Raw genomic sequence first — 21,046 nt, 5'->3', positions numbered from 1 at the left:
TGTATTACTTCACAATCTGAATACGTCTTGTACTGGTGACACCACTTCCCTGTTTTACCTTAACCACATAAGCCCCAGGTGCCAGACGGCTCAGATCAACGATATCAGAAGAATCGGGCTTTGTTTCCAGCACCATTACTCCTTGTATGTTATACAACTGGACGTTTGCAATTTTACCAGCACCCACTGTTAATTTCATATAATCCGTTGTTGGATTTGGATAGAGTTGAACGGCACTTGTTTCTCCAAAGTGGATCGTAACAATACGACTAAGGGAGAAAGTCGCGTCGTTATCAATCATTTTTAAACGGTAAAAGTTGTTTCCTTCTGCCGGTTGGTTGTGAACAAAATGGTACCGTACCAGTTCCTTGCTTTCCCCTGTTGCCGACACAGCTCCAACGCGGTTCCAGACTTTACCGTTTTCACTTTGCTGCACCTCAAATTCAGATGAATTGCTTTCGGTCGTAGTTGACCAGGATAGTACTGCGGATGCATTTTCCCTGGCCACGGCAAAACTTACAAGTGTAACCGGCAAAGGAGCATCGGGAGGTGTGATTTTAAGGCAGGCTCCATCTACCTTGAATGTGCTGGATGAGGTATTTCCAGCCGATGAAATGGCTTCTACACGTACTTTAACACTTCTAGCAGGTGAAGTAAGCTCCTGGAACACATATTCTTTCAGATAATTATCATTGAGCAGATAATCCATTTCTTTTGTTTCTGATGAGAGCACCACACCGTCCTTGTCGAAAAACGAAATCCTGAACTTATGATCTTTTGTTATATCACTCGTACCACCCCAGATGATCAGATTCACTTTAGAATTAGGTACCAGTGTTACGTCCTGATATATACTACCTACGCCAGTAATTACCCCATATTTAGACCCACAACCTTTTGAGGAGGTCTCCACAGCGTAGTTCGTAGCCGGAACATCCTTGGTCCAGCTGCCAGTTCCACTTTCAAAACTTCCATTTACTGCTTTATTACCGTCACAGTTGCAATTGGCTACTGGTGGCACTACTGTAAGACAAGCTGCATCCACAGCCACCCAGGCACTGGCATTGGTTTGAGAGATCTGGATGCGTACTTTTCTTGCACCCTCTGGAGCATTTCCGGTAATCGTGTATTCTTTGAGCCCCCAGGGACTGGTGTCGATATTCTTGTCGATGCTTTTGGTTTGAGACCCTGGCTGATTGGCAATGGCAGCACCGGTTCCGTCCAGGAAGATCAGCTGGATTTTATGGTTGTAGTCTGTTTTGCGGGCAGCAAATATTTTCAAAGTCACTGCGCTGAATTCAAGGATATTTACATCCTGATAAAAGCTACCGTTACCTGAAAGAACCGCACCCTTTTCTCCACACTCTTTGTAATCCGTGCTGCTGGCCAGAGACCCGCCGCTGGTGGTCCAACCAGTTGTTCCACTTTCAAAGCCACTATTGGTAAGCTTATTACCCGAACAGTCCGGGCAGCTTTTCACAACCGTAAGGCAAGCTGCATCCAATTTGATCCAGGCATTATTGTTATTCTGCGATCCTTTCACACGAACTTTCACTGTTCCCGCAGGCGCTGTTCCAGTCATTGTGTACAACTTAAGTCCCCATGGACTTGCGTCTACATCTTTGTCAATTGCCTTAGTCTGCGATGCGGCAGGCGTACCCACTTCATTTCCTGATGAATTCAAAAATTGGATCTGGAATTTTTGACTGTAGTTGGTTTCGTGGCGCGCCCCGTAAATGTTCAGCGTCACCACATCCCCTGCATTGATATTGGGAACATCCTGATAAAAATAGCCATTGCCGCCAAAGGTAGCGCCCTTCTCACCGCATTCAACATACACATCACTGCTTGCCAATGTTCCGCCACTCTTCGACCAACCCGTTGTTCCACTTTCAAAGTCTCCGTTAACCAGTTTATTACCAATGCACTCTGGGCAATTTTTAACAACCGTAAGGCATGCTTCATCCATCTTGATCCAGGCATTTGCATGGTTCTGAGATCCTTTCACCCGGACTTTTACAGTACCTGCTGGTGCTGTACCCGTCATGGTGAACAACTTCAATCCCCATGGATTGGTGTCAACATCTTTGTTGATTGCCTTGCTTTGACTTGCGGCAGGTGTTCCGATTTCATTTCCAGAGGAATTCAGAAACTGAATAGAGAAGGTCTGACCGTAATTTGTTTCATGACGTGCACCATAAAAATTCAGGGTTACCATATCCCCTTCACCGATATTTTCAACATCCTGATAAAAATATCCGCTGCCACCGAAAGTCGCACCTTTAGAGCCACAGGATTTATACTGTGTGGAACTTTCCAATGTCCCTCCACTTTTTTTCCACCCCGTCAATCCATCTTCAAAATTGCCGTTAACCAGTCTGTTACCTGCACATTCAGGACAATTGTCAGTGAGCGTAGCAGCCGAATTAGTTATTATCGGAGACGATAACATCGGGCTTCCGAAAGCCTCTAAGTTAGAGCCAGAGAAGCCGCTTAGAAGGGCTAAAAAACAAATAAGAGTAATGATTTTTTTCATGCTTTTTAATAAGTCAAAAAAGTTGATTATGAGGTAACCAAACAACATTAAACTTACGAATGAAAATCCGAAAAAGACTAACTAAAAATATCACTTATTCAATATTTCACACTTTTCGAAATTAGGGCCAGGATCAAATAATAACTATTATGACGATAAAATACAGAATTTTTTCTACATAAATTCTAACAAAAAAGTGAGAAAAGTGGGATTTTCTTGCCAAATTTGGTCGAAACATTTCAATTTGTTCGGATTGCTACGGTTCAGAACAAAATTGCATTTTTTTAATAATGAAAATATTTAGAGTCAATTTATGGGGGGATACGGCGAATATGACCATACGGGAATAAAAATAGAATTACTTCTATAAAGTAGAATAGCTTAGGGTACTCTATGGAGCTTCTTTCTAAAAAAAACGCTCATCAGGTTCAGAGTGAGCGCTTAGAAACACCAATAATTGGGTTGAAAAAAAAATGAAAATATTTAAAAAAAAACTGACTAAAAGGGGATGGCAGATAAGTATTTTAATGTAAATCCCAGTAAAAATTGAGAAATTGACAATGTAACGTATAGCGTTGATTGCATATATTAAGCTGTCGATTTCTATACTATACGCATCCAGTTTACATACCATTTTGTGTCCCTGGAAATTACGAAATAATTCTGCATCAAAAGCCCACACCTAACTGCTTATCAGACTTCACGTGATGCCCGGGTTTTCCTAAGACAGGCAATTGCTAAATTTGCAATTCGGATACAGCAGCTTGTTCAGGGATCCCACCCCCCCGTCAAATGATAAGAGTGAGTGTCGTAGTTGTACTTATCTTTTTCCCCTACCAACAAGTCCAAAGATTCAAGCGGTTTGGAACACAATTACCTGTCGTTCTGGTACGGATTGTTGCCTGGATGAGGTCATTACGGAATACATGTCCTATTTTCAGACATCACTGGACCGATCAGAGAAAGTTGAAAATGCTAGCAAAATGGTATAGTAGTCTGCTTCAACCCCCAATCCATGCAGGCCGTACGATAAACATAGGCATATACACACATGCCCCTTTTACTTCAATAAAGATTTTGGTAGCCGCTTATCAGAGGTAAACAATTCGGAGAATTAATTTACCTGGATGTAACCGTGTGGAAAGATTAGGAAAATGAAAGCAAACTGATCGCAAAAGTAGTTTGTGAAAACGCACAAAGGCAAGTAGGATCGGAGATCCTGAATGTATTTGAAGTAATGGATCAGCTAGGCTACCTGAGGATGATACTGGGTTGCTTCAAAGATGGTGCGCAAATCGGTTAATGCCCTTCTTACCCGAGACTTAATTGTACCCAGAGGCACATTGAGTCGTTCCGAAACCTCTTCATGGGTGTAACCCTGAAAATAAACCATCTCAATGACCTGTTTCTTTTCCGGAACCATCCGCGATACGATGGACCTGACATCGATTGTGGCAAGCGGTGACTGAACACTAACCGGAATAATATCTTCCTCCGGAAGCCTGTCCCAGGACACAACTATCTCTGGTCGGGTTTCAGCCCGAAGCTTATCGATAGCCGTATTGCGTGCAATATTCAGCATCCATGTGAAAATAGAACCCTTCGCCGCATCATAGGATGACATGGATCTCCATATTTTAAGGAATGAATCCTGTAATGTATCCGCAGCTTTCTCCTCGTCTTTCAAGACTTTGAGAATAATGCCATAAAGTGCTGATGAGTAATTGTCATATAAATACTCGAACGCTTTTCGGTTATTTAACTTCAATTGCTCAATGAGCAGCTCCTCGCCAATAAATAGTTTTTTAGCCATGTTGAAGTTCGGGGGCTTTGTGTTGCAGGCCAGGAGCATCGTGTTGTAATCTCAAGACCTTTGGCTAGATTATAAATATTATTCCATTCAATTTTAGTAACATATTGGGTAGATTAGAGGGCAACTTGTGGAACAGTATCCGCTCAACATTTCAGATTTGGGTGTGCTAACACGTTAAGTATTAGTCAACAAATACTTACACATTGATTATTTAAAAAATCGCAGGATGAAAACTATATTATCCCTTTGTTTATTAGTACTGCTGATAGCATGTGCGCCGAACGCCTCCGAGCACAACGAACAGGCCGCAATGAACAATCTGGCCACCCGATATGTGAAACTGGGTCTTGCCATTGGGCAATACGATAGCGATTTTGTCGACGCATATTATGGCCCTGACTCCCTCAAGCCTACCGGCCCGATACTGCCGGTATTTCCCAAGGATAGTTTTTTATCTGAAGTCAAAAATCTTCAGTCTTCACTCTTGAAAATTGCCGGTCCTACGCGAAACGATACCCTCAAATCCAGATCCGCATGGCTTGTTAAGCAACTGACCGGTTTTGCTCGCAGGATAAGAATTTTCTCCGGAGAGTATTCCACCTTCGACCAGGAATCGAAAGACCTTTTTGATGCAGTGGCACCAGCCCATTCTGAGGAGCATTTCCAACTGCTCATAGCGCAACTGGATCGCATGCTACCTGGCAACGGGAAACTTGCAGATCGTTATCAAAAGCTTGCGGCCCATTTTGAGATACCCAAAGAAAAAATCGATACGGTATTTCAGACGGCGATTGCAGAAGCCCGACGAAAAACCCTCGCCCATTACAAGCTGCCCGAGCAGGAATCGTTCAAGCTCGAATATGTCACGGACAAGCCCTGGTCGGGATATAACTGGTACCAGGGAAAATACAAAAGTGTGATCCAGATTAATGTGAGCCAACCCATTTTCATTGTACGGGCCATCGATCTGGCCTGTCATGAAGGCTACCCCGGGCATCATGTGTTCAATCTGTTGCTGGAGAAAAATCTGTATCAGGACAAAGGCTGGTTAGAAATATCCTTGTATCCGCTGTTCAGCCCTCAATCCCTCATTGCCGAGGGTAGTGCCAATTATGGCATCGATATGGCCTTTCCGGGAGAGGAACAAAAGGAGTTTTGTAAAAAAGTGCTCATGCCCCTCGCCGGCATTGACTCCCAATATTCCGATTTATATTTCAAGGCCCTGTCTCTGTCTTCTCAGCTTGGTTATGCCAAAAACGAAGTTGCACGCGGCGTTTTAAGCCAAAAAATGGATGACAAAGAAGCTATACGCTGGTTATCGGATTATTGCCTGTTAACGCCTAAGGGTGCAACTGATTATTTGAGATTCATAAAGAAATACCGGAGCTACGTCATCAACTACAATTATGGGCAGGAACTGATCAAAAACTACATTGAAAACCAAACGGGTAGCGAAATTTCCGACAAACGATGGCAACTATTTGAGAAGTTACTGAGTCATGAGTATACCGCCTCTGAACTAAGGAAAGCGGATAAATAATCGACATTTGATTCGTTATAGAGGCCTGACAATTAGACTGTTCAGATCTTGCGCCCTTGAATGATACAGAAATAGAAAAGGTACACCCTACTGGTAGTTACAAGCATATGCGGAACTACTCAAAACATAACTAAATTTTATTGCTCATGGCCTCCACAATTGAAAATACAAAAAGAGCTGTTGTAGCGCTAAAGTCAATTCAAAATACGGATGACCTTATTGACCGTATCAGGCATCAACAGGAACCCACACCGACCCCGACCCCGCTCGAACACGCTCACTCGCTTGAAGGTGTAGAAAAACGGAGGGCATTTCTCAGGAAAATTTCAAATCAACAATTGGATTATTTAACCCCTTCAACATCTCCGGAGAACCTGAATCAGCTGGAGGGAAACATAGAGAATTTCATTGGCTTGACTCAAATTCCTACCGGTGTCATCGGACGGTTACGAATCATCGGGTCTGCTGCAAAAGGGGATTTCTACATACCGCTCGCAACGAGCGAAGGTGCCCTTGTGGCCTCCTATCACCGTGGCGCAAAAGCGTGCCTTCTGTCTGGCGGGGCCACCTCCATTTGTCTTATAGAAGGAGTTCAAAGGTCACCTCTTTTCAAGTTTGACAACATTGCCGATCTGGGTTCATTTCTTATCTGGGTTCTCGATCGTCTTGAAAAGTTCAGAGAAATTACGGCGCAAACCAGCCGCTTTGCCAGGTTACTTGAAATGAAAACCAATATAGAAGGGAACCATCTGATACTCACCTTTGAATATTCTACAGGCGATGCGGCAGGACAGAACATGGTCACGATTTGCACCGATGTTATCTGCAAATACATGATCGAACACGCTCCGGTAAAACCATTGATGTGGTTCATAGAGGGAAATTATTCTGGCGATAAAAAAGCTACATTACTCTCGTTCACCAACGTGCGTGGTAAAAAGGTCACCACGGAGATTCGGCTATCCTCCGAGGTGATCCAAAATGTATTAAAAACCTCCCCGGAGGCAATGGCGGAGTATTGGCGAAGTTCCACGATCGGGGCCATACAGAGTGGTGCCATCGGGGCACAAGGCCATTATGCCAACGGATTGGCAGCTCTTTTTTTGGCTACCGGCCAGGATGTGGCCTGTATTTCCGAAGCTGCGGTGGGAATAACACGAATGGAACTTACAGATTGCGGGGGACTTTACGTAAGTGTGACCCTTCCCAATCTGATGATAGGAACCGTAGGTGGTGGAACTTCCCTGCCAACCCAAAAGGAATGCCTCCAATTGATGGACTGCTACGGACCTGGCAAGGCGAAAAAACTGGCAGAAATATGCGGAGCGCTGGTATTGGCTGGCGAAATATCCATCGCCGCCGCATTGTCGGCAGGTCATTTTTCGGAAGCACATCAAAAATTCGGGAGAAAGAAATGAGCCGAAACCTGCAAACAAACGAGTTCAGCAATCCGGAGGAGAACAACGCCCTGTTCCTCAAAAGGTTATTTATTTACCAAAAGGAGCGCTTCCCGCTGCTTGGCCACGGGTTGCTTGTAGCGGCATTCAGCTTCTCAGCCATTTCTTACTCGAGGATCTGCCGTGGCGCTGAGGGTTTTGTTGACGAAAAAATTTTCGGAGTTGGCATATTTACCACCATTTCCCTGTTTTTCCTGGTTAGGATTTTTGACGAGTTCAAAGATGCAGAGGATGACGCCAGGTACCGAAAAGAGCTTGCTGTTCCCCGAGGCCTGATCTCGCTCGCTGAACTTCGCAACATCGGAATCGTGCTGGTGGTGCTTCAAGTAACCCTTAACCTGCTGTTCGTACCCCGCATGCTGGTTATTTACGGACTGATCCTTACCTACCTTTTACTTATGGGCAAGGAGTTTTTTGTGTCCGCCTGGCTCAAAAACCATCAGTTTTGGTATGTAACCACGCACATGTTCATTATTCCTTTGATTGATGTATATGCCAGTGGACTCGATTGGCTCCTGGCTGGTGCCACCCCACCTGTGGGCCTCGCATTCTTTTTTGCTGTCTCTTACATGAACGGGATCGTGCTTGAAATAGGAAGGAAAATAAGGGTACCACAAAAAGAAACGGAGGGCGTGGATACCTATACTTCCATGCTGGGAATAAATGGCGCTGTGTTGCTTTGGTTACTTTTTCTTGTCGTCACGCTGGCGCTAAGCATGCTCGCTTCCGTATCTGCAGGCTATGGGGATGAGGTATTTTTCGTACTTTCAGGTCTATTTGTGATCTGTGTTTTGCCCGCAGTATTGTTTCTAAGAAGCAGAACGGAACCACTTTCCAAAATGATTGAGTATGCTTCGGCTCTCTGGACAATCGGAATGTATCTTACACTGGGGGCAGGACCCATGATTTCCAAGCTTTTAATCTGACGATAAATCTCCTTTTTCACAAAGAAGCTGCTGACAATGCTATATTTATCTGACACAGAGTGGAAGCAGGCTAACCAAGTTACCATAGGGGGAAAGGCTAGAAATCTTTTCGCCCTCAAGGCACTGGGCCTTCCGGTACCTAAATTCGTCGTTATCCCTTCTGAGTCATTCACGAATTTAACAGCAGACGATCTGCTGCAAAGTCACGAATCTAAAAACAATCAGATCTCCGTTTCACCACAGTTCGTTAAAAATCTGGTTGATCAGCACTTTCCAGGCGTACCGTTTTTTGCAGTACGATCCTCAGCAATCGACGAAGACGGAGAAAACTTCTCTTTCGCCGGACAATTTGAGAGTTATCTGTTTGTGACAAAGGAGCAGCTCCCTGAGAAAATAGAACGTGTATGGGCGTCCTGCTTTTCTGCCAGGGTGAGTCAGTACCGAAAGCTTCACGGATTACAGAATACGCAGGGAATCGCTGTTGTTATTCAGGAAATGATCGACGCCACCGTCTCGGGCGTAGCAATGGGGTTACATCCGGTGAGCGAAAACCCGGATCAGAAAGTGATCAGCGCCGTGTACGGACTTGGAGAGGGACTGGTTTCGGGCGAGTTGAATGCGGATAACTTTATCATTGATAATGGCGAAGTAACGGTGGAAGTAGCGACAAAGATTTACCAGATTGTGGGCAACCCTGACCAGGGAGGGACCAAAAAATTCCCCGTTGAAGCAGCTATTCAAAACGCACCAACACTTGACAACGACACAGTACACCAAATTGGCAACTTGCTCGAAAAGCTCAAAAATCACTTCGGAGCTGCACAGGACATCGAATTCGCAATCAAGGATGGACAATTATATTTGCTTCAGACACGTCCAATAACCCGGTTAAACTCCGCTGCCCAATCCACCGACACCTACATATTATGGGACAACAGCAACATCATCGAATCCTACCCGGGTGTAACCACGCCTCTCACTTTTTCATTCATAAGTAAATCCTACGAAGTGGCCTACAAGCTTTTCAGCAGCTATCTGGGCGTTCCCGATAAAGTGATTATGGAAAATGAAGGCGTTTTCAAACATACGCTTGGGTTCATCAACGGACGTGTCTACTACAATCTGAAAACCTGGTATCATATGCTTGCCATGCTACCAGGTTACAGCATTAATGCACGCTATATGGAAAAAATGATGGGTGTAAAAGAGCAGTTCGACATACCGGAAAGCTACAGACTTTCCAAAGGTAAAGCCTGGTGGAGCATCGGTAAGATGGCTGCAAGCATGTATTATCGGTTCCGGTCGTTACCTGAAAAAAGAAAAGAGTTTGTAATACTGTTAAACAAAACCATAGCGCAATACAAGCAGATAGATTACAGTACCAAATCCATCAACGAAATTATTGAACTGTATCTGAGCTTTGAAAAATCACTGCTTAACGAATGGAAAGCACCCTTACTCAACGATTTCTTTGCCATGATCTGGTTTGGGATGCTTCAAAAGTACTGCCTGAAATTCGCCACAGATCACCCCAACCTTCATAACGATCTGCTCTGTGGCAGCAGTGATATCATTTCAGTGGAACCGGCGCATAGAACAATCGCAATCGCCACGAACATCGCTGCAAATCCGGTTTTAAAAAATTCATTTGAAAAAAACGGCGAACACGTCATTTGGGAAAAGCTCAAATCGGATCAAAATCCGTCGCATGTCGAGATCCGAAAGCAGATAGAAACATACATTACTGATTTTGGAGAACGATGCGTAGGCGAGTTAAAACTGGAAACGATATCGTACAACCAGGATCCGGCCAGGTTTGTCAGGGTATTGAAATCTTATGTTGAAAACGGAGTAACCCAACAACAGTTTTCCGGTGAAACCGAAAATAAACTGCGGAGTAATGCCGAGAGCGTTGTGGCTCAAGCTTTCAGAAACAACCCCTATCAGAGATGGAAGTTTAATAAAATCCTGTCCAACGCCAGGGAGCTGGTTAGTGCCAGGGAGAATCTCCGCTACGAACGCACCCGGGCTTTCGGGATTGTGAGAGAAATTTTCTCAGCACTCGGATCTGCGTTTTGCAGAGAACAGATTATTGCAAACGAACGTGACATTTTTTACCTGACAAAAGACGAAATACTTGCTTTCGTAGAAGGAATGTCTGTCACTCAGGACTTGCAGGGGCTCATTTCCTTTCGTAAAAGCGAATTTCAAAAATTCACCTCTATGGAGCCCCCGGCTGAGCGGTTTGCCACATACGGCCCCGTATATCACGGCAACGACTTTTTCAGCAACAGCAAAATGGAAATACCGGAAGGGGATCTAAAAGGAATTGGCTGCTCACCTGGAATCGTCAGGGGTAAGGTACGCGTGGTGATGAACCCCAATGAAACGCATGCACTCAACGGGGATATTCTTGTAACCTCAAGTACTGATCCGGGCTGGGTCACACTTTTTACAAGTGCCTCCGGCATTATCGTAGAAAGAGGCAGCTTGCTGAGCCATTCTGCTATTGTATCTCGTGAAATGGGCAAGCCGTGTATTGTGGCGGTGACAGGATTGTTAAAAACGCTTAAGACAGGCGATCAAATCGAAATGAATGGAAGTACAGGAACCATACGACTCATCAATGCATGACGATCTGACCAACCGGGTAAAATTTAACTTCCTCCGTTATGCCAACTGCTGGGAAGACGTGGATATATTGTTGCAGGGCCTTGCTCCTGCCCAAGGTAGCAAGATTCTTTCCATTGGCTCCGCCGGCGACAATAGTTTTTCCATGTTAACGACCCATCCGGAGTTGGTTGTCGCAGTAGATGTGAACAAAGTCCAGTTGCATCTGATTGAATTGAAAAAGATGTGCATCAAACATTTATCCAGGGAGGAAGTGCTCTGTTTTCTAGGCTTTCATGAGTCAGCAACACGCGAAGCGTCTTTTGAGCAAATCAGAAAACACCTTTCCCATGATTGCCAGCAATATTGGAAAGCCAACCTACATCTGATCAAAAATGGCGTCATACATGAGGGTAAGTTTGAAAAGTACTTTCAAATTTTTAGTAAAAAAGTACTTCCATGGATTCACACCCAATCGGATGTTGAAGCCCTTTTAAGTAAAAAAACAGAAAACGAGCAACGTCATTTTTATGATAACAAATGGAATACCTGGCGCTGGAAATTGCTTTTCAGGATATTCTTCAGCCGGTATCTGATGGGAAAACTGGGTCGCGACCCGGCGTTTTTGAATGAAGTGCAAGGCTCCGTTTCCGAATTTATATATCATCAGGCCCAACTGCAATTAAAATCAGTTGCTGCTCAGGAAAATCATATTTTACGTTATAACCTGAGCGGTAGCTTTGGCAACCTGCTCCCGCACTATTTACAGGAATCAAACTACGACATCATCAAATCCAATATCGACAAATTACAAATGCATGAAGGTTTTGCCCAACATGCCGTTGTAAAATTCGGTAAGTTTGACTTTATGAATCTTTCTGATATTTTTGAGTATCTGGACAGTGCGCAGTTCAAATCAAGCGCAGAAGCCCTACTGAATGGAATGAACAAAAGGGGCAAAATAGCCTACTGGAATCTGATGGTCCCACGAAAGATATCCGACATCCTGCCCGAACGACTCCAATATTTAGCTATTTCAAAAACACTTACTGCTCAGGATAAAGGTTTTTTTTACAAAGAATTTATAGTGGAACAGGTTCTTTGGCCGGACAGATAATTTACCCGAAATGCACCCGCGATTTGAATCTTCAAATTCGCTGCTTCACGCTCTAACTGAAAATCATGCCGCATCCAATCACACCGCTACTACTTCTTGCCTTGAGCTTTCTGGGTCTGTTTGGCATTGCTGAATTTCTTTATCATAGCAGAAAAGTCAAAGCGGAGATAACGAGGAAAATTGTACACGTTGGCACAGGTATACTCACGCTGCTCTTCCCGTTACTGCTCCATAATCATTGGGAGGTACTACTGCTCTGTGGTAGTTTCCTAATCCTACTCCTGGCAAGCCTGCGGTTCAAACTTCTCCCGTCTATCAACGCGATTGACCGGGTTTCTCATGGAAGCATATTATACCCCATCGCCGTTTACGGATGCTATCTGGCGTACAGCTATGCACACAAAGGTCTGATTATGTTCTATTTGCCCATTCTCACGCTTGCCATCTGTGACCCCGTAGCCGCGCTCGTCGGGAAAAGGTATCCGTTCGGCAGGTACAGGATCGGAGCAAGCAAGAAAACATTGGCTGGTTCCTTAGCATTTTTCATCAGCTGTTGTGTAATCACCATACTCTGTCTCTATTTCCGCCCTACCCCCTATTTTTCCATGGAAAGCATCCTGCCCGTTGTATTTCTGATCGCAACCACTACCGCAGCCGTAGAAGCGATGAGTACAAAAGGCACGGATAATATCTTCGTTCCGATGGTTGCCGTATTGGACCTTATCCTCATCCTATGAAAACAATTATCAGCACAAAACCCGACGAGCCGAATTTTCAACTGTTTAAGAATTTCCCAAAATCCATTTATCCGGTATCAGGTAATCGTTTCCTGATTCCCGAAACTATAAATGAGGATTTCCTGAAAAGTGGCTATATGCTCATGCAGGATGGAAAGGTAATGGCGCGTGCTGCTCTTTACGATAATCCATATCTGACATTTAATGGTAAAAAATCATGGTGCATAGGTAACTACGAAGCTGTGGATGATGCCACGGCCGGCTCTGACCTGCTTCGAAATATGCTGTCTGTAGCCCGGGCAAACGGTGCAGAATATGTGATCGGCCCCATGAATGGCAGTACCTGGGACAATTACCGGTTCGGTACGGAGCAAAACCAACCCGATTTTTTCACCGAAGCTGTCCATCATTTATACTACAACGACCATTTTCTGAAAGCGGGTTTTGCGGTGATTGCACAATACCATTCAAACATCTCCGAGATTCCAACTGTTTTTGACCCTGAAATAGCGAAAAGAGACGTGGATTTAGCCAATGCAGGGGTTGTGATTCGTCCGATTAATCTTTCTCAATATGAACTGGAGTTGGAGAAAATCCATGAATTTAACAGCTTTGCTTTTGGTCAAAACTTCCTGTATACGCCCATTACGAAAGGCGCCTTCATCAAAAAATACCTACCTGTCAAAACACTTCTGAACCCTGGATACACACTTATCGCCGAAGATGCAGATGGAGCGATGATCGGCTACTATTTATGCATGGATGACCTGTTCAATCAAACCCAAAAATCGCTCATATTCAAAACACTGGTGCGGCATCCCGACCCAAAATGGCGTGGTCTTGGACATGTGATGGGCAACAGGATCTACCAAAAAGCCATTTTGGATGGATATGAAACCTTCATTCATCCATTTATTTATAACAACGGAACTTCGGTAAATTTGTCTAAGGACTTTTCAGGCAGGCGCCTTAAAAATTATGTGCTTTATGGAAAAAAGATCAGCTAGGGCACTGAAACGCAGGCGGGTACATACTTGCACTACCGATGCGGACATCAGCCATGGTTGTTTTCAGCACTTACGGCAATCAAGAAGGAGTGAAACGCACTGGTCATTCATTGAAATAAAGGCCATTGTAGGAAATGAGGAAAAATCACTGTCTGGAAAAGAAAAACTTCTCAAAAACAAAGCGATTCATGGACGAGCCCTTTAATATAACAGACTTATTTTATCAGTCTGCAAAAAACAATCCCAATAAGATCTGCCTGATTGATAAGCATAAAAAAATCACGTTTGCTGAATTTGAAGGTGAGATTGCATCCGCGGCATCATATTTTCATAAAAAGGGAATCCAAAAGGGTGATCGGGTACTTGTGCTGATACCCATGAGTATTGACCTTTACCGAACGGTGCTTGCGCTCTTTACGTTAGGCGCCACCGCTGTTTTTCTGGATGAATGGGTAAGCAGAAAACGCATGGAGGAGTGCTGCAAAATGGCTGGATGCCGTGCATATGTTGCCGGGCTCAAAGTCAGGTTTTTCGCCCTGTTTTCATCCGAGTTACGAAAAATACCGATTCATCTGGGATTACATTACAAACCAAATACAGAGAGAAAGCACTTCCCGAAGGTACAAAAATCGGACACGGCACTCATCACTTTCACCACCGGTAGTACAGGTGTACCCAAAGCATCGAAGCGAACGCATGGCTCTTTACATGCACAGTTCAAGGCGCTTTCGGAAGTTATTGATCTACAGGAAAATGACATCAGTATGCCGGCTCTGCCTGTGGTTCTGCTGCTTAATCTGGGTCTGGGTGTTACCTCGGTGATCACCAGACTACAATCCGGGAAACTTTCGTCATTCCGACCTGCAATGGTAGCAAATCAGATCATTGAAACTGGTGTCAATACGATCATTGGCTCTCCATTTTTTATTAAAGAATTATCAAAATATGTTATTAAGAATAATATCCAGCTAGCTATCAAAAGCATATTTACGGGTGGCGCACCTGTATTCCCGCATGAAGCGCAGACTTACATACAGGCATTCAGAGGGGCACGAATTAAAATCGTTTATGGATCTACCGAGGCGGAACCTATTAGCAGCATCAATGCGAATACGCTCATCCAGGAAAAAGAGGGCGAGTTTCTAAGGGGCCTGAATGTGGGGGAAATTGATAAAAATACGCTTGTAAAGATCATTTCCATTACCAACGACCCGGTCGTGGTGGAAAAAGAAGAAAATTTAACCGGACTGGAATTAACCTCAGGTGAGATTGGTGAAATCATCGTAAGCGGCCCGCATGTATTGCGTGAGTATGTCAATAATGAAAATGCGAGCAGACAGAACAAAATTTTTGTTGGCCATGACTGCTGGCATCGTACAGGTGATAGCGGATATATTGGTCCGAATGGGAATATCTATCTGACAGGCCGATGCTCGGCACTGATCCGGCTGGGTGAACAGATTATTTCACCGTTCACCTATGAAGGTTATCTGCAGGCACTCGAAGGCGTGGAACTGGGAACAGTGCTCTTGTTCCGGGGAAGTCTGAGCGTGGTTGTGGAGCTGAACGATATTACACAAAAAACCACGGTGGAAACAGCGATCCGAGCCTTACCATTCCCTGTCGAAAATGTCATTTTTATCAGGAGCATTCCACGTGATCCACGGCACCATTCGAAGATTGATTATGATAAATTGAAAAATATCATGATTAAGCATAGCCTTTTGATCAATCGCTAGCTGAGCGCTGATATTTGCCGGTTGTTTGTAGCGGACATTTTTGGTTATTTGGTATCTTGTCTGCGGAACCATTCCCGATCTGCTCATGTACAACATCATCCGCTCTTCTACAGAAGCCCATTATCAGCAGGGAGCGAGGCTCTTTAAAGAATACGCCAGTTCCCTGGATTTCACGCTGACCTTCCAGAGCTTCGAGGACGAGTTGGCTATCCTGCCAGTAATGTATGGTCCCCCTACCGGTGCGCTTTTGCTTGTAAAAAACGAGGAGGAATACATCGGAGCCGTTGGATTACGACAAATTGAGAATAGTTTCACATGTGAGGTAAAACGAATGTACATCCAGGCCGGATATCAGGGAAAAGGGATTGGAAAAGTGCTGATGGAGAAAGTGTTGGAAGTGGCCAAACTGCTGGATTACAAAGTTGTAAAACTGGACACATTAGGCCCAAAAATGCCTGCCGCCGTCGCTTTATACAGATCTGTCGGTTTCAGAGAAACGACCCCATACAACTACAATCCGTATGAAGGCGTACTTTATTTTGAGAAAGCGATATGAGCCAGTGCGGATTGTTAAAATTAAAACCGAGCCCTTTTAACCTCAACGCCTAATCCAATGTAATTTTGAAAAAAGCATCCCTACACCCAATCCTAAAAAAGGCTAAAACCCTGTCAGCTGTAACGTTAAAGGCAAGCCTGACATGTTTAGTGGCTGCCATGCTATTTTCCATAAAAAGCCTGGGTCAAAACCATGACGAGCAAAAACATTACACCTGCTACCGGACCGATAAACCCATTCATATCGACGGAAAACTGACTGAAAGTGCCTGGAAAAGGGCACCCTGGACGGATCTTTTTGTCGACATAGAGGGTTCAAAAAAGCCATTGCCACTCCAGAATACACGTGCCAAACTAGTATGGGACGACACCTACCTGTATATCGCAGCGGTGATGGAAGAACAACATATCTGGGCCTATCAAAGTAAAAAAGATCAGATTGTTTACCTGGAAAATGACTTTGAAGTATTCATAGACCCTGACGGAGACTCGGAGAATTACTACGAGCTGGAAATTAATGCCATCAACAATTCATTTGATCTTTTTTTGCCAAAAACTTACCGTAATGGCGGGAGGGCAGATCTGAAATGGGACATAAAAGACTTGAAGTCAGCGGTTAGCATCGAAGGAACAATTAACAATCCCTCCGATACAGATAAACAATGGACCCTGGAAATCGCGATTCCGCTGGAATCCCTGAGCACCAAAGACGTTCCCGCGGCGATCCCTCATGATGGGGCCATCTGGCGATTGAATTTTTCGCGTGTAAACTGGCAGCACACGGTCACAGAAAACAAATACAGCCGCTTAAGAAACGCACAGACGAACAAGATCATCCCGGAGTATAACTGGGTTTGGTCGCCTCAAGGAAAAATCAATATGCACATTCCGGAAACATGGGGCTATCTGCATTTCAGTTCGGGCAAGCCGAAAAAGAATCGCCAAAAATATACGTCCAAATAAACACCTGGCTTGATCCAAAATTTGATTCTAACATGAAAAATTATCTACTCATTCTCATCTCGTACCTGATCAACATCCATGCTTATGGACAACCATCCGCTGTTGGCAACACCTCCATGGATACAAAGCTTACCCGAAAAATTGAAATAGCCATGTCTGGTTTCAAGGGTAGCGCCGGCGTATACGTGCGTAATTTGAAAACGAACCGAGTGGTGTCAATTCATTCTGATTCCTTATTTCCGACAGCCAGTATGGTCAAGATACCGATCCTATGCGGAATCTTCGATAAGATAAACAGGGGTGAGATTAAATTCGCCCAGGAACTCGTTTACCGGGATTCTCTCAAATATGACAATGGTGTGGTAGGCTCGTTTCGTGATAGCACAAAAATTGCCCTGCCCAAAGTGGTACATCTGATGATATCGTTGAGCGACAACACGGGTAGCCTGTGGCTTCAGGCTCTGGCCGGTGGTGGCGAAACGATAAACCAATGGCTTGATGTGAACGGCTTTCCCAACACCCGTGTAAACTCACGTACACCGGGCAGAAAGCAAGGTCAGGCAAAGTATGGCTGGGGGCAGACAACACCACGTGAAATGGCTGAACTCATCACGATGATCCGGAACGGAAAGGCGATCAGTGCGGAGGCGAGTGAGCGGATGTATCGTTACCTGGGCATGCAGTTTTGGGATGGCGAGGCACTATCTCAAATACCTCCCTATATTAAAACAGCAGCCAAAAGTGGGGCAGTAAACCAGGCTAAGTCCGAGGCGGTTATCATTCACGCCCCTCATGGCGACTATGTACTGTGCGTAACCACAAAAAATCAGGAAGATCAGCAATGGAGTAAAGACAATGAAGGTTACGTATTGATACGTAAAATCTCAGAGATTGTCTGGAATCACTTCGAACCCCGACACAAATGGAAGCCTCTTGAAGGATCAGTAAACTGGTGGTTTTGAGCAATCGGTTTTTGTAAGCCAAAAGCTGGCCAACAAAAACCGATTTGAAAGACTAATGTGCTTCACTGGATTCAATTCCGAGAATTGCTAGCCGATAAGGCGTTGGAGAAACTTTAATTTTCGTTTTTTTAGTAAAATCCTTTATATCCACCTGCAAAACTTCCCCACTTTTGGGCTGGGTGATATAGAGATATCGCGATGTCGCCTCTATCTGTGGCTTCTGCGTTTCATCTTTGGCAGTCGCAACGAGCACGGATCCACTTTTAACAACAGCGCTGGTGGTCAGGTCAAATATTTTCACTTCACCACTGTGTAGCAGTGCGATCAGATGATTCCCTGCATAATCCACTTTCACCTGAATCAGATCCGTACTTTCAATAATGGGAGTGATTTGATTTAATTTAACATCTATCAAATAGGCCCCCACCGCCGCTGAATACCCAATAAACTTCCCATCACCCTTGCCTTCCAGAATCGTCCCAAACCAGGCGGTTCCAAAACTCTGCGGATGCGCAACGAGTCGCTGAGCCCCGGAAGACTCCACCACCAATATGCCACTGGATGATCCAAAGAGTGATACTTTTCCGTCACTGGCATTGCCGTGGATACCTTTCGTCTGGACGGTAGATGCAAAAAGGGTTTTACCGGTTGCATCAATAATTTTGACCCGTTCGGGCAATGAACCAGCCACAGAGCCATCCTTTTCGGTAATGGCATAAGTACCATTGTCGAACTTCGTCATAGCACCGTGATGAGCCACGTTACCCGCATTGATAATCTTCATTTTCGACCCGGGTGTATGAAAATCACCCTGCTTTGCAACGCTCAGCGTACCATCGCCATCATTGAAGGTAATGATCTCATCTCCTTTGCTTTTGAAATGCGTGGGTTTATTGCTGTCGCCAATAAGCGCTCCAAACTTGGGCGTGCCCTTTACATCTACATGATCCCCGTGCCCTTCCAACCCTGTATCAAAAAGCTGAAGATGGTTATTGGAAGTAGCCACTATCGCTCCAAAACGTCCTGCCTGAGTTCCATAAAGTGCGGTTTTGGCATACTGCGCCTCAAAATTTGTAACAGCGAGCGTTACCGGATCTACAAGCGAAACCTGCTTAGTAATCTCATCATTCACGAGGATACGGATGAACTTAAATTCGGTGTCCGGCTCGGGGGAAACCTCTTTGCCCTTTTCCTTATCACAGGAAAGAAGACCCACCGAAAAACAACCAATAAACAGGATTTTGAAAAATTTTGTTCTCATACGATTTCTATTAAGTGCAACAATGTTGCAAATATAGAAATACAAATATATTATTCGCAACAATGTTGCAAATAATATATTGACACCCAGCCTATCCCTGATTATGCCGTTGCGGATATACTCTGCAGAAAATTCCTGCTTTCCCTCTTCACAAATGTAATGGGCACAAATTCGTCATTAGGGGCGCCAATGTAGTATACAGTCCATTCAGGATCCTGATGTGCCAGCATCTCGCTGATACAATCTGCACGATGTGCAACGGGATTAGCACAATCCTGCCAGTAGAACAGTTCAACCCGGTAATGCAGCTGCTGCTTGAGACCGTTGATCGTCACCTCAACTTTAATTTCCTGCTTCCAGGGCAGGTTAGGAATGGGTATAGCAATATGGCTCATCGTATTGTACCTGGGTTAAATAAAGTGAAATCAATTATGCAAGATTTTGAACACAATAACATTCAGCAACAATCCTGTACCAACTCACAAAAGCACCTATAAACAACTAAATATCAAATTATTACAAAATAGAAACACAGTCAAATTGCCCAAAATCGGACAACCCTGTCCGCATTCGAACAAGTAATATCAGCTAGCCAACAGCGCTTTCGGATACCGATATATACCTAACCAAAAACCGTCGGACAGATACCAAAGGATTGCCCGAAAATCCGAATAGTAAAATCCGTTCACGGTAACCTTTTCTACGGGAAGCACCAACCGTTATGATTCCATAGTTCTCAGGCTACGATCGCTTCCTCCCTGTATGATGATTATAACCACATTGTTTAAAAATTTCAACAAGAAAAGTGCAGGCGCGGCTTCCTTATTGCTGTGTTTTGTGTTGATTATTGCCAGTTTAACCCGCCGACCCACCGACGACCGCTCATGGTGTGTTTACAAAGCGGATCCGGAAAGTTCCAGTTACTCTCCGCTGAGCCAGATCAACACTGAAAATGTCGCAAATGTCACCCATGCCTGGACGCTCCCCCTGAAAGACATGAAGTCAGGCGCACGTGCAGGCACCAGTGAATGCAATCCCATTGTTGTGGATGGCGTTATGTATCTTACCTCTGCAAAACACTGGGTGTATGCCGTCGACGCTGCCAATGGCAAACAAATCTGGTCTTTCGACCCTTTCAATGGAGCCGAAGGTGGAGGCGTGAGCCGGGGTGTAACCTATTGGGAAGATGGAGATGATAAAAGAATACTGGTTACCGGTGGCGACCTGCTATTTGCGCTCGATACCCGCACAGGCAAACCCATCCCGTCATTCGGTAACGATGGCCGGGTAAGCATGAATGTTGGATTGAGAGACGCGCCAGAAACCATTTCAGTGATCCCAACTTCCCCTGGAATCGTTTTTCAGGATCTTATTATTATGGGAGCTGAGGTGTCTGAACTATATGGAGCCCAACCTGGATACATCCGGGCTTATCATTGCAAAACAGGGAAACTGGTATGGACCTTCCATACGATACCTCTTCCCGGAGAGCCCGGCTATGAAACCTGGCCTAAAGATGCCTACAAATATGCGGGTGGAGTAAATGATTGGGCTGGGATGAGCCTGGATATCAGACGGGGCATGGTTTTTCTCGCGCTGGGGTCACCGTCTTACGATTTTTACGGAGCAGATCGTAAGGGTAAAAATTTGTATGGAAATAGCGTAGTGGCCCTGGATGCAGCAACCGGAAGATATATCTGGCACTATCAGATCGTACATCATGACCTGTGGGATTACGATCTGCCAGCTCCACCCAATCTTGTTACAATCGAACGACAAGGAAAAAAGTGGACGCGGTAGCCCAAATAACCAAACATGGATTT

Annotated in this window: 17 protein-coding genes; 13 read left to right on the top strand and 4 right to left on the bottom strand. The window is 44.7% G+C overall.

All coding sequences use genetic code 11. The features are described from left to right. Nucleotides 1-4 precede the first annotated feature (4 nt). Together DYADSP32_RS26370 and DYADSP32_RS26365 are read right to left on the bottom strand one after the other, a co-directional pair. Nucleotides 5-2,536 (bottom strand): T9SS type A sorting domain-containing protein, encoded by a 2,532-nt coding sequence (locus DYADSP32_RS26370; protein ID WP_414618077.1) that lies wholly within the window; start codon nucleotides 2,534-2,536, stop codon nucleotides 5-7. A gap of 1,246 nt (nucleotides 2,537-3,782) precedes the next feature. Continuing rightward, on the bottom strand, nucleotides 3,783-4,349 hold the full coding sequence (locus DYADSP32_RS26365) for a sigma-70 family RNA polymerase sigma factor (protein ID WP_149239963.1): 567 nt from the start codon (nucleotides 4,347-4,349) through the stop codon (nucleotides 3,783-3,785). 226 nt (nucleotides 4,350-4,575) lie between these two features. Between DYADSP32_RS26365 and DYADSP32_RS26360 the strand changes: the two genes are divergently transcribed. From DYADSP32_RS26360 to DYADSP32_RS26305, 12 genes are all read left to right on the top strand, one after another. Continuing rightward, the gene (locus tag DYADSP32_RS26360; RefSeq protein WP_149239964.1) at nucleotides 4,576-5,889 is read left to right on the top strand and encodes a hypothetical protein; all 1,314 of its coding nucleotides are present in this window, start codon (nucleotides 4,576-4,578) and stop codon (nucleotides 5,887-5,889) included. A 146-nt stretch (nucleotides 5,890-6,035) separates the two neighbouring features. After that, nucleotides 6,036-7,307 (top strand): hydroxymethylglutaryl-CoA reductase, encoded by a 1,272-nt coding sequence (locus DYADSP32_RS26355; protein ID WP_149239965.1) that lies wholly within the window; start codon nucleotides 6,036-6,038, stop codon nucleotides 7,305-7,307. Continuing rightward, entirely contained in the window at nucleotides 7,304-8,272 is a 969-nt protein-coding gene (locus tag DYADSP32_RS26350; protein ID WP_149239966.1) for a UbiA family prenyltransferase, read from the top strand. Before DYADSP32_RS26355 ends, DYADSP32_RS26350 begins: the two co-directional genes overlap by 4 nt. Before the next feature lie 36 nt (nucleotides 8,273-8,308). Then, nucleotides 8,309-10,906: a PEP/pyruvate-binding domain-containing protein gene (locus DYADSP32_RS26345; RefSeq protein WP_149239967.1), complete on the top strand. Its 2,598-nt coding sequence runs from the start codon at nucleotides 8,309-8,311 to the stop codon at nucleotides 10,904-10,906. After that, nucleotides 10,869-11,999 carry a DUF3419 family protein gene (locus DYADSP32_RS26340; protein WP_414618076.1) on the top strand — a complete coding sequence of 377 codons (1,131 nt, stop codon included), beginning with the start codon at nucleotides 10,869-10,871 and terminating at the stop codon, nucleotides 11,997-11,999. Before DYADSP32_RS26345 ends, DYADSP32_RS26340 begins: the two co-directional genes overlap by 38 nt. A 65-nt stretch (nucleotides 12,000-12,064) precedes the next feature. Beyond that, nucleotides 12,065-12,736, top strand: coding sequence for a phosphatidate cytidylyltransferase (locus DYADSP32_RS26335; RefSeq protein ID WP_149239968.1), 672 nt, complete (start codon nucleotides 12,065-12,067; stop codon nucleotides 12,734-12,736). Further along, nucleotides 12,733-13,743, top strand: coding sequence for a hypothetical protein (locus DYADSP32_RS26330; protein ID WP_149239969.1), 1,011 nt, complete (start codon nucleotides 12,733-12,735; stop codon nucleotides 13,741-13,743). Before DYADSP32_RS26335 ends, DYADSP32_RS26330 begins: the two co-directional genes overlap by 4 nt. After that, entirely contained in the window at nucleotides 13,724-13,948 is a 225-nt protein-coding gene (locus tag DYADSP32_RS26325) for a hypothetical protein (RefSeq protein ID WP_149239970.1), read from the top strand. Before DYADSP32_RS26330 ends, DYADSP32_RS26325 begins: the two co-directional genes overlap by 20 nt. Further along, nucleotides 13,932-15,482: an AMP-binding protein gene (locus DYADSP32_RS26320; protein ID WP_149239971.1), complete on the top strand. Its 1,551-nt coding sequence runs from the start codon at nucleotides 13,932-13,934 to the stop codon at nucleotides 15,480-15,482. The genes DYADSP32_RS26325 and DYADSP32_RS26320 overlap by 17 nt, the downstream gene beginning before the upstream one ends. A gap of 40 nt (nucleotides 15,483-15,522) precedes the next feature. Next, nucleotides 15,523-16,038, top strand: coding sequence for a GNAT family N-acetyltransferase (locus tag DYADSP32_RS26315; protein WP_414618075.1), 516 nt, complete (start codon nucleotides 15,523-15,525; stop codon nucleotides 16,036-16,038). Between the two features lie 65 nt (nucleotides 16,039-16,103). After that, the gene (locus DYADSP32_RS26310; protein WP_414618074.1) at nucleotides 16,104-17,000 is read left to right on the top strand and encodes a carbohydrate-binding family 9-like protein; all 897 of its coding nucleotides are present in this window, start codon (nucleotides 16,104-16,106) and stop codon (nucleotides 16,998-17,000) included. A gap of 32 nt (nucleotides 17,001-17,032) precedes the next feature. After that, a complete protein-coding gene (locus tag DYADSP32_RS26305) occupies nucleotides 17,033-17,962 on the top strand; it encodes a serine hydrolase (protein WP_149239973.1) in 930 nt (309 codons plus the stop codon). Between the two features lie 52 nt (nucleotides 17,963-18,014). On the opposite strand, the gene DYADSP32_RS26300 is transcribed toward DYADSP32_RS26305, so the two are convergent. Both DYADSP32_RS26300 and DYADSP32_RS26295 read right to left on the bottom strand, forming a co-directional pair. Further along, nucleotides 18,015-19,223, bottom strand: a complete 1,209-nt coding sequence (locus DYADSP32_RS26300; protein ID WP_149239974.1) for a hypothetical protein — start codon at nucleotides 19,221-19,223, stop codon at nucleotides 18,015-18,017. Between the two features lie 101 nt (nucleotides 19,224-19,324). Beyond that, entirely contained in the window at nucleotides 19,325-19,618 is a 294-nt protein-coding gene (locus tag DYADSP32_RS26295) for a hypothetical protein (RefSeq protein WP_149239975.1), read from the bottom strand. A 367-nt stretch (nucleotides 19,619-19,985) separates the two neighbouring features. On the opposite strand from DYADSP32_RS26295, the gene DYADSP32_RS26290 reads away from it, so the two are divergent. Beyond that, complete coding sequence (locus DYADSP32_RS26290) at nucleotides 19,986-21,023, top strand: PQQ-binding-like beta-propeller repeat protein (protein WP_414618073.1); 1,038 nt, start codon at nucleotides 19,986-19,988, stop codon at nucleotides 21,021-21,023. The last annotated feature ends 23 nt before the right edge of the window (nucleotides 21,024-21,046 follow it).

The organism is Dyadobacter sp. 32, from assembly GCF_902506755.1.
Classification (GTDB): Bacteria; Bacteroidota; Bacteroidia; order Cytophagales; family Spirosomataceae; genus Dyadobacter.
The sequence above is the reverse complement of the archived record's forward strand: the minus strand, read 5'-3'. Positions and strand labels throughout refer to the sequence as shown.

Excerpts from the sequence above, each read along its gene's own strand:
- DYADSP32_RS26370 (WP_414618077.1), bottom strand. The coding sequence starts at position 2,536 with ATGAAAAAAATCATTACTCTTATTTGTTTTTTAGCCCTTCTAAGCGGC.
- DYADSP32_RS26365 (WP_149239963.1), bottom strand. The coding sequence starts at position 4,349 with ATGGCTAAAAAACTATTTATTGGCGAGGAGCTGCTCATTGAGCAATTG.
- DYADSP32_RS26360 (WP_149239964.1), top strand. The coding sequence starts at position 4,576 with ATGAAAACTATATTATCCCTTTGTTTATTAGTACTGCTGATAGCATGT.
- DYADSP32_RS26355 (WP_149239965.1), top strand. The coding sequence starts at position 6,036 with ATGGCCTCCACAATTGAAAATACAAAAAGAGCTGTTGTAGCGCTAAAG.
- DYADSP32_RS26350 (WP_149239966.1), top strand. The coding sequence starts at position 7,304 with ATGAGCCGAAACCTGCAAACAAACGAGTTCAGCAATCCGGAGGAGAAC.
- DYADSP32_RS26345 (WP_149239967.1), top strand. The coding sequence starts at position 8,309 with ATGCTATATTTATCTGACACAGAGTGGAAGCAGGCTAACCAAGTTACC.
- DYADSP32_RS26340 (WP_414618076.1), top strand. The coding sequence starts at position 10,869 with ATGGAAGTACAGGAACCATACGACTCATCAATGCATGACGATCTGACC.
- DYADSP32_RS26335 (WP_149239968.1), top strand. The coding sequence starts at position 12,065 with ATGCCGCATCCAATCACACCGCTACTACTTCTTGCCTTGAGCTTTCTG.
- DYADSP32_RS26330 (WP_149239969.1), top strand. The coding sequence starts at position 12,733 with ATGAAAACAATTATCAGCACAAAACCCGACGAGCCGAATTTTCAACTG.
- DYADSP32_RS26325 (WP_149239970.1), top strand. The coding sequence starts at position 13,724 with ATGGAAAAAAGATCAGCTAGGGCACTGAAACGCAGGCGGGTACATACT.
- DYADSP32_RS26320 (WP_149239971.1), top strand. The coding sequence starts at position 13,932 with ATGGACGAGCCCTTTAATATAACAGACTTATTTTATCAGTCTGCAAAA.
- DYADSP32_RS26305 (WP_149239973.1), top strand. The coding sequence starts at position 17,033 with ATGAAAAATTATCTACTCATTCTCATCTCGTACCTGATCAACATCCAT.
- DYADSP32_RS26300 (WP_149239974.1), bottom strand. The coding sequence starts at position 19,223 with ATGAGAACAAAATTTTTCAAAATCCTGTTTATTGGTTGTTTTTCGGTG.
- DYADSP32_RS26295 (WP_149239975.1), bottom strand. The coding sequence starts at position 19,618 with ATGAGCCATATTGCTATACCCATTCCTAACCTGCCCTGGAAGCAGGAA.
- DYADSP32_RS26290 (WP_414618073.1), top strand. The coding sequence starts at position 19,986 with ATGATGATTATAACCACATTGTTTAAAAATTTCAACAAGAAAAGTGCA.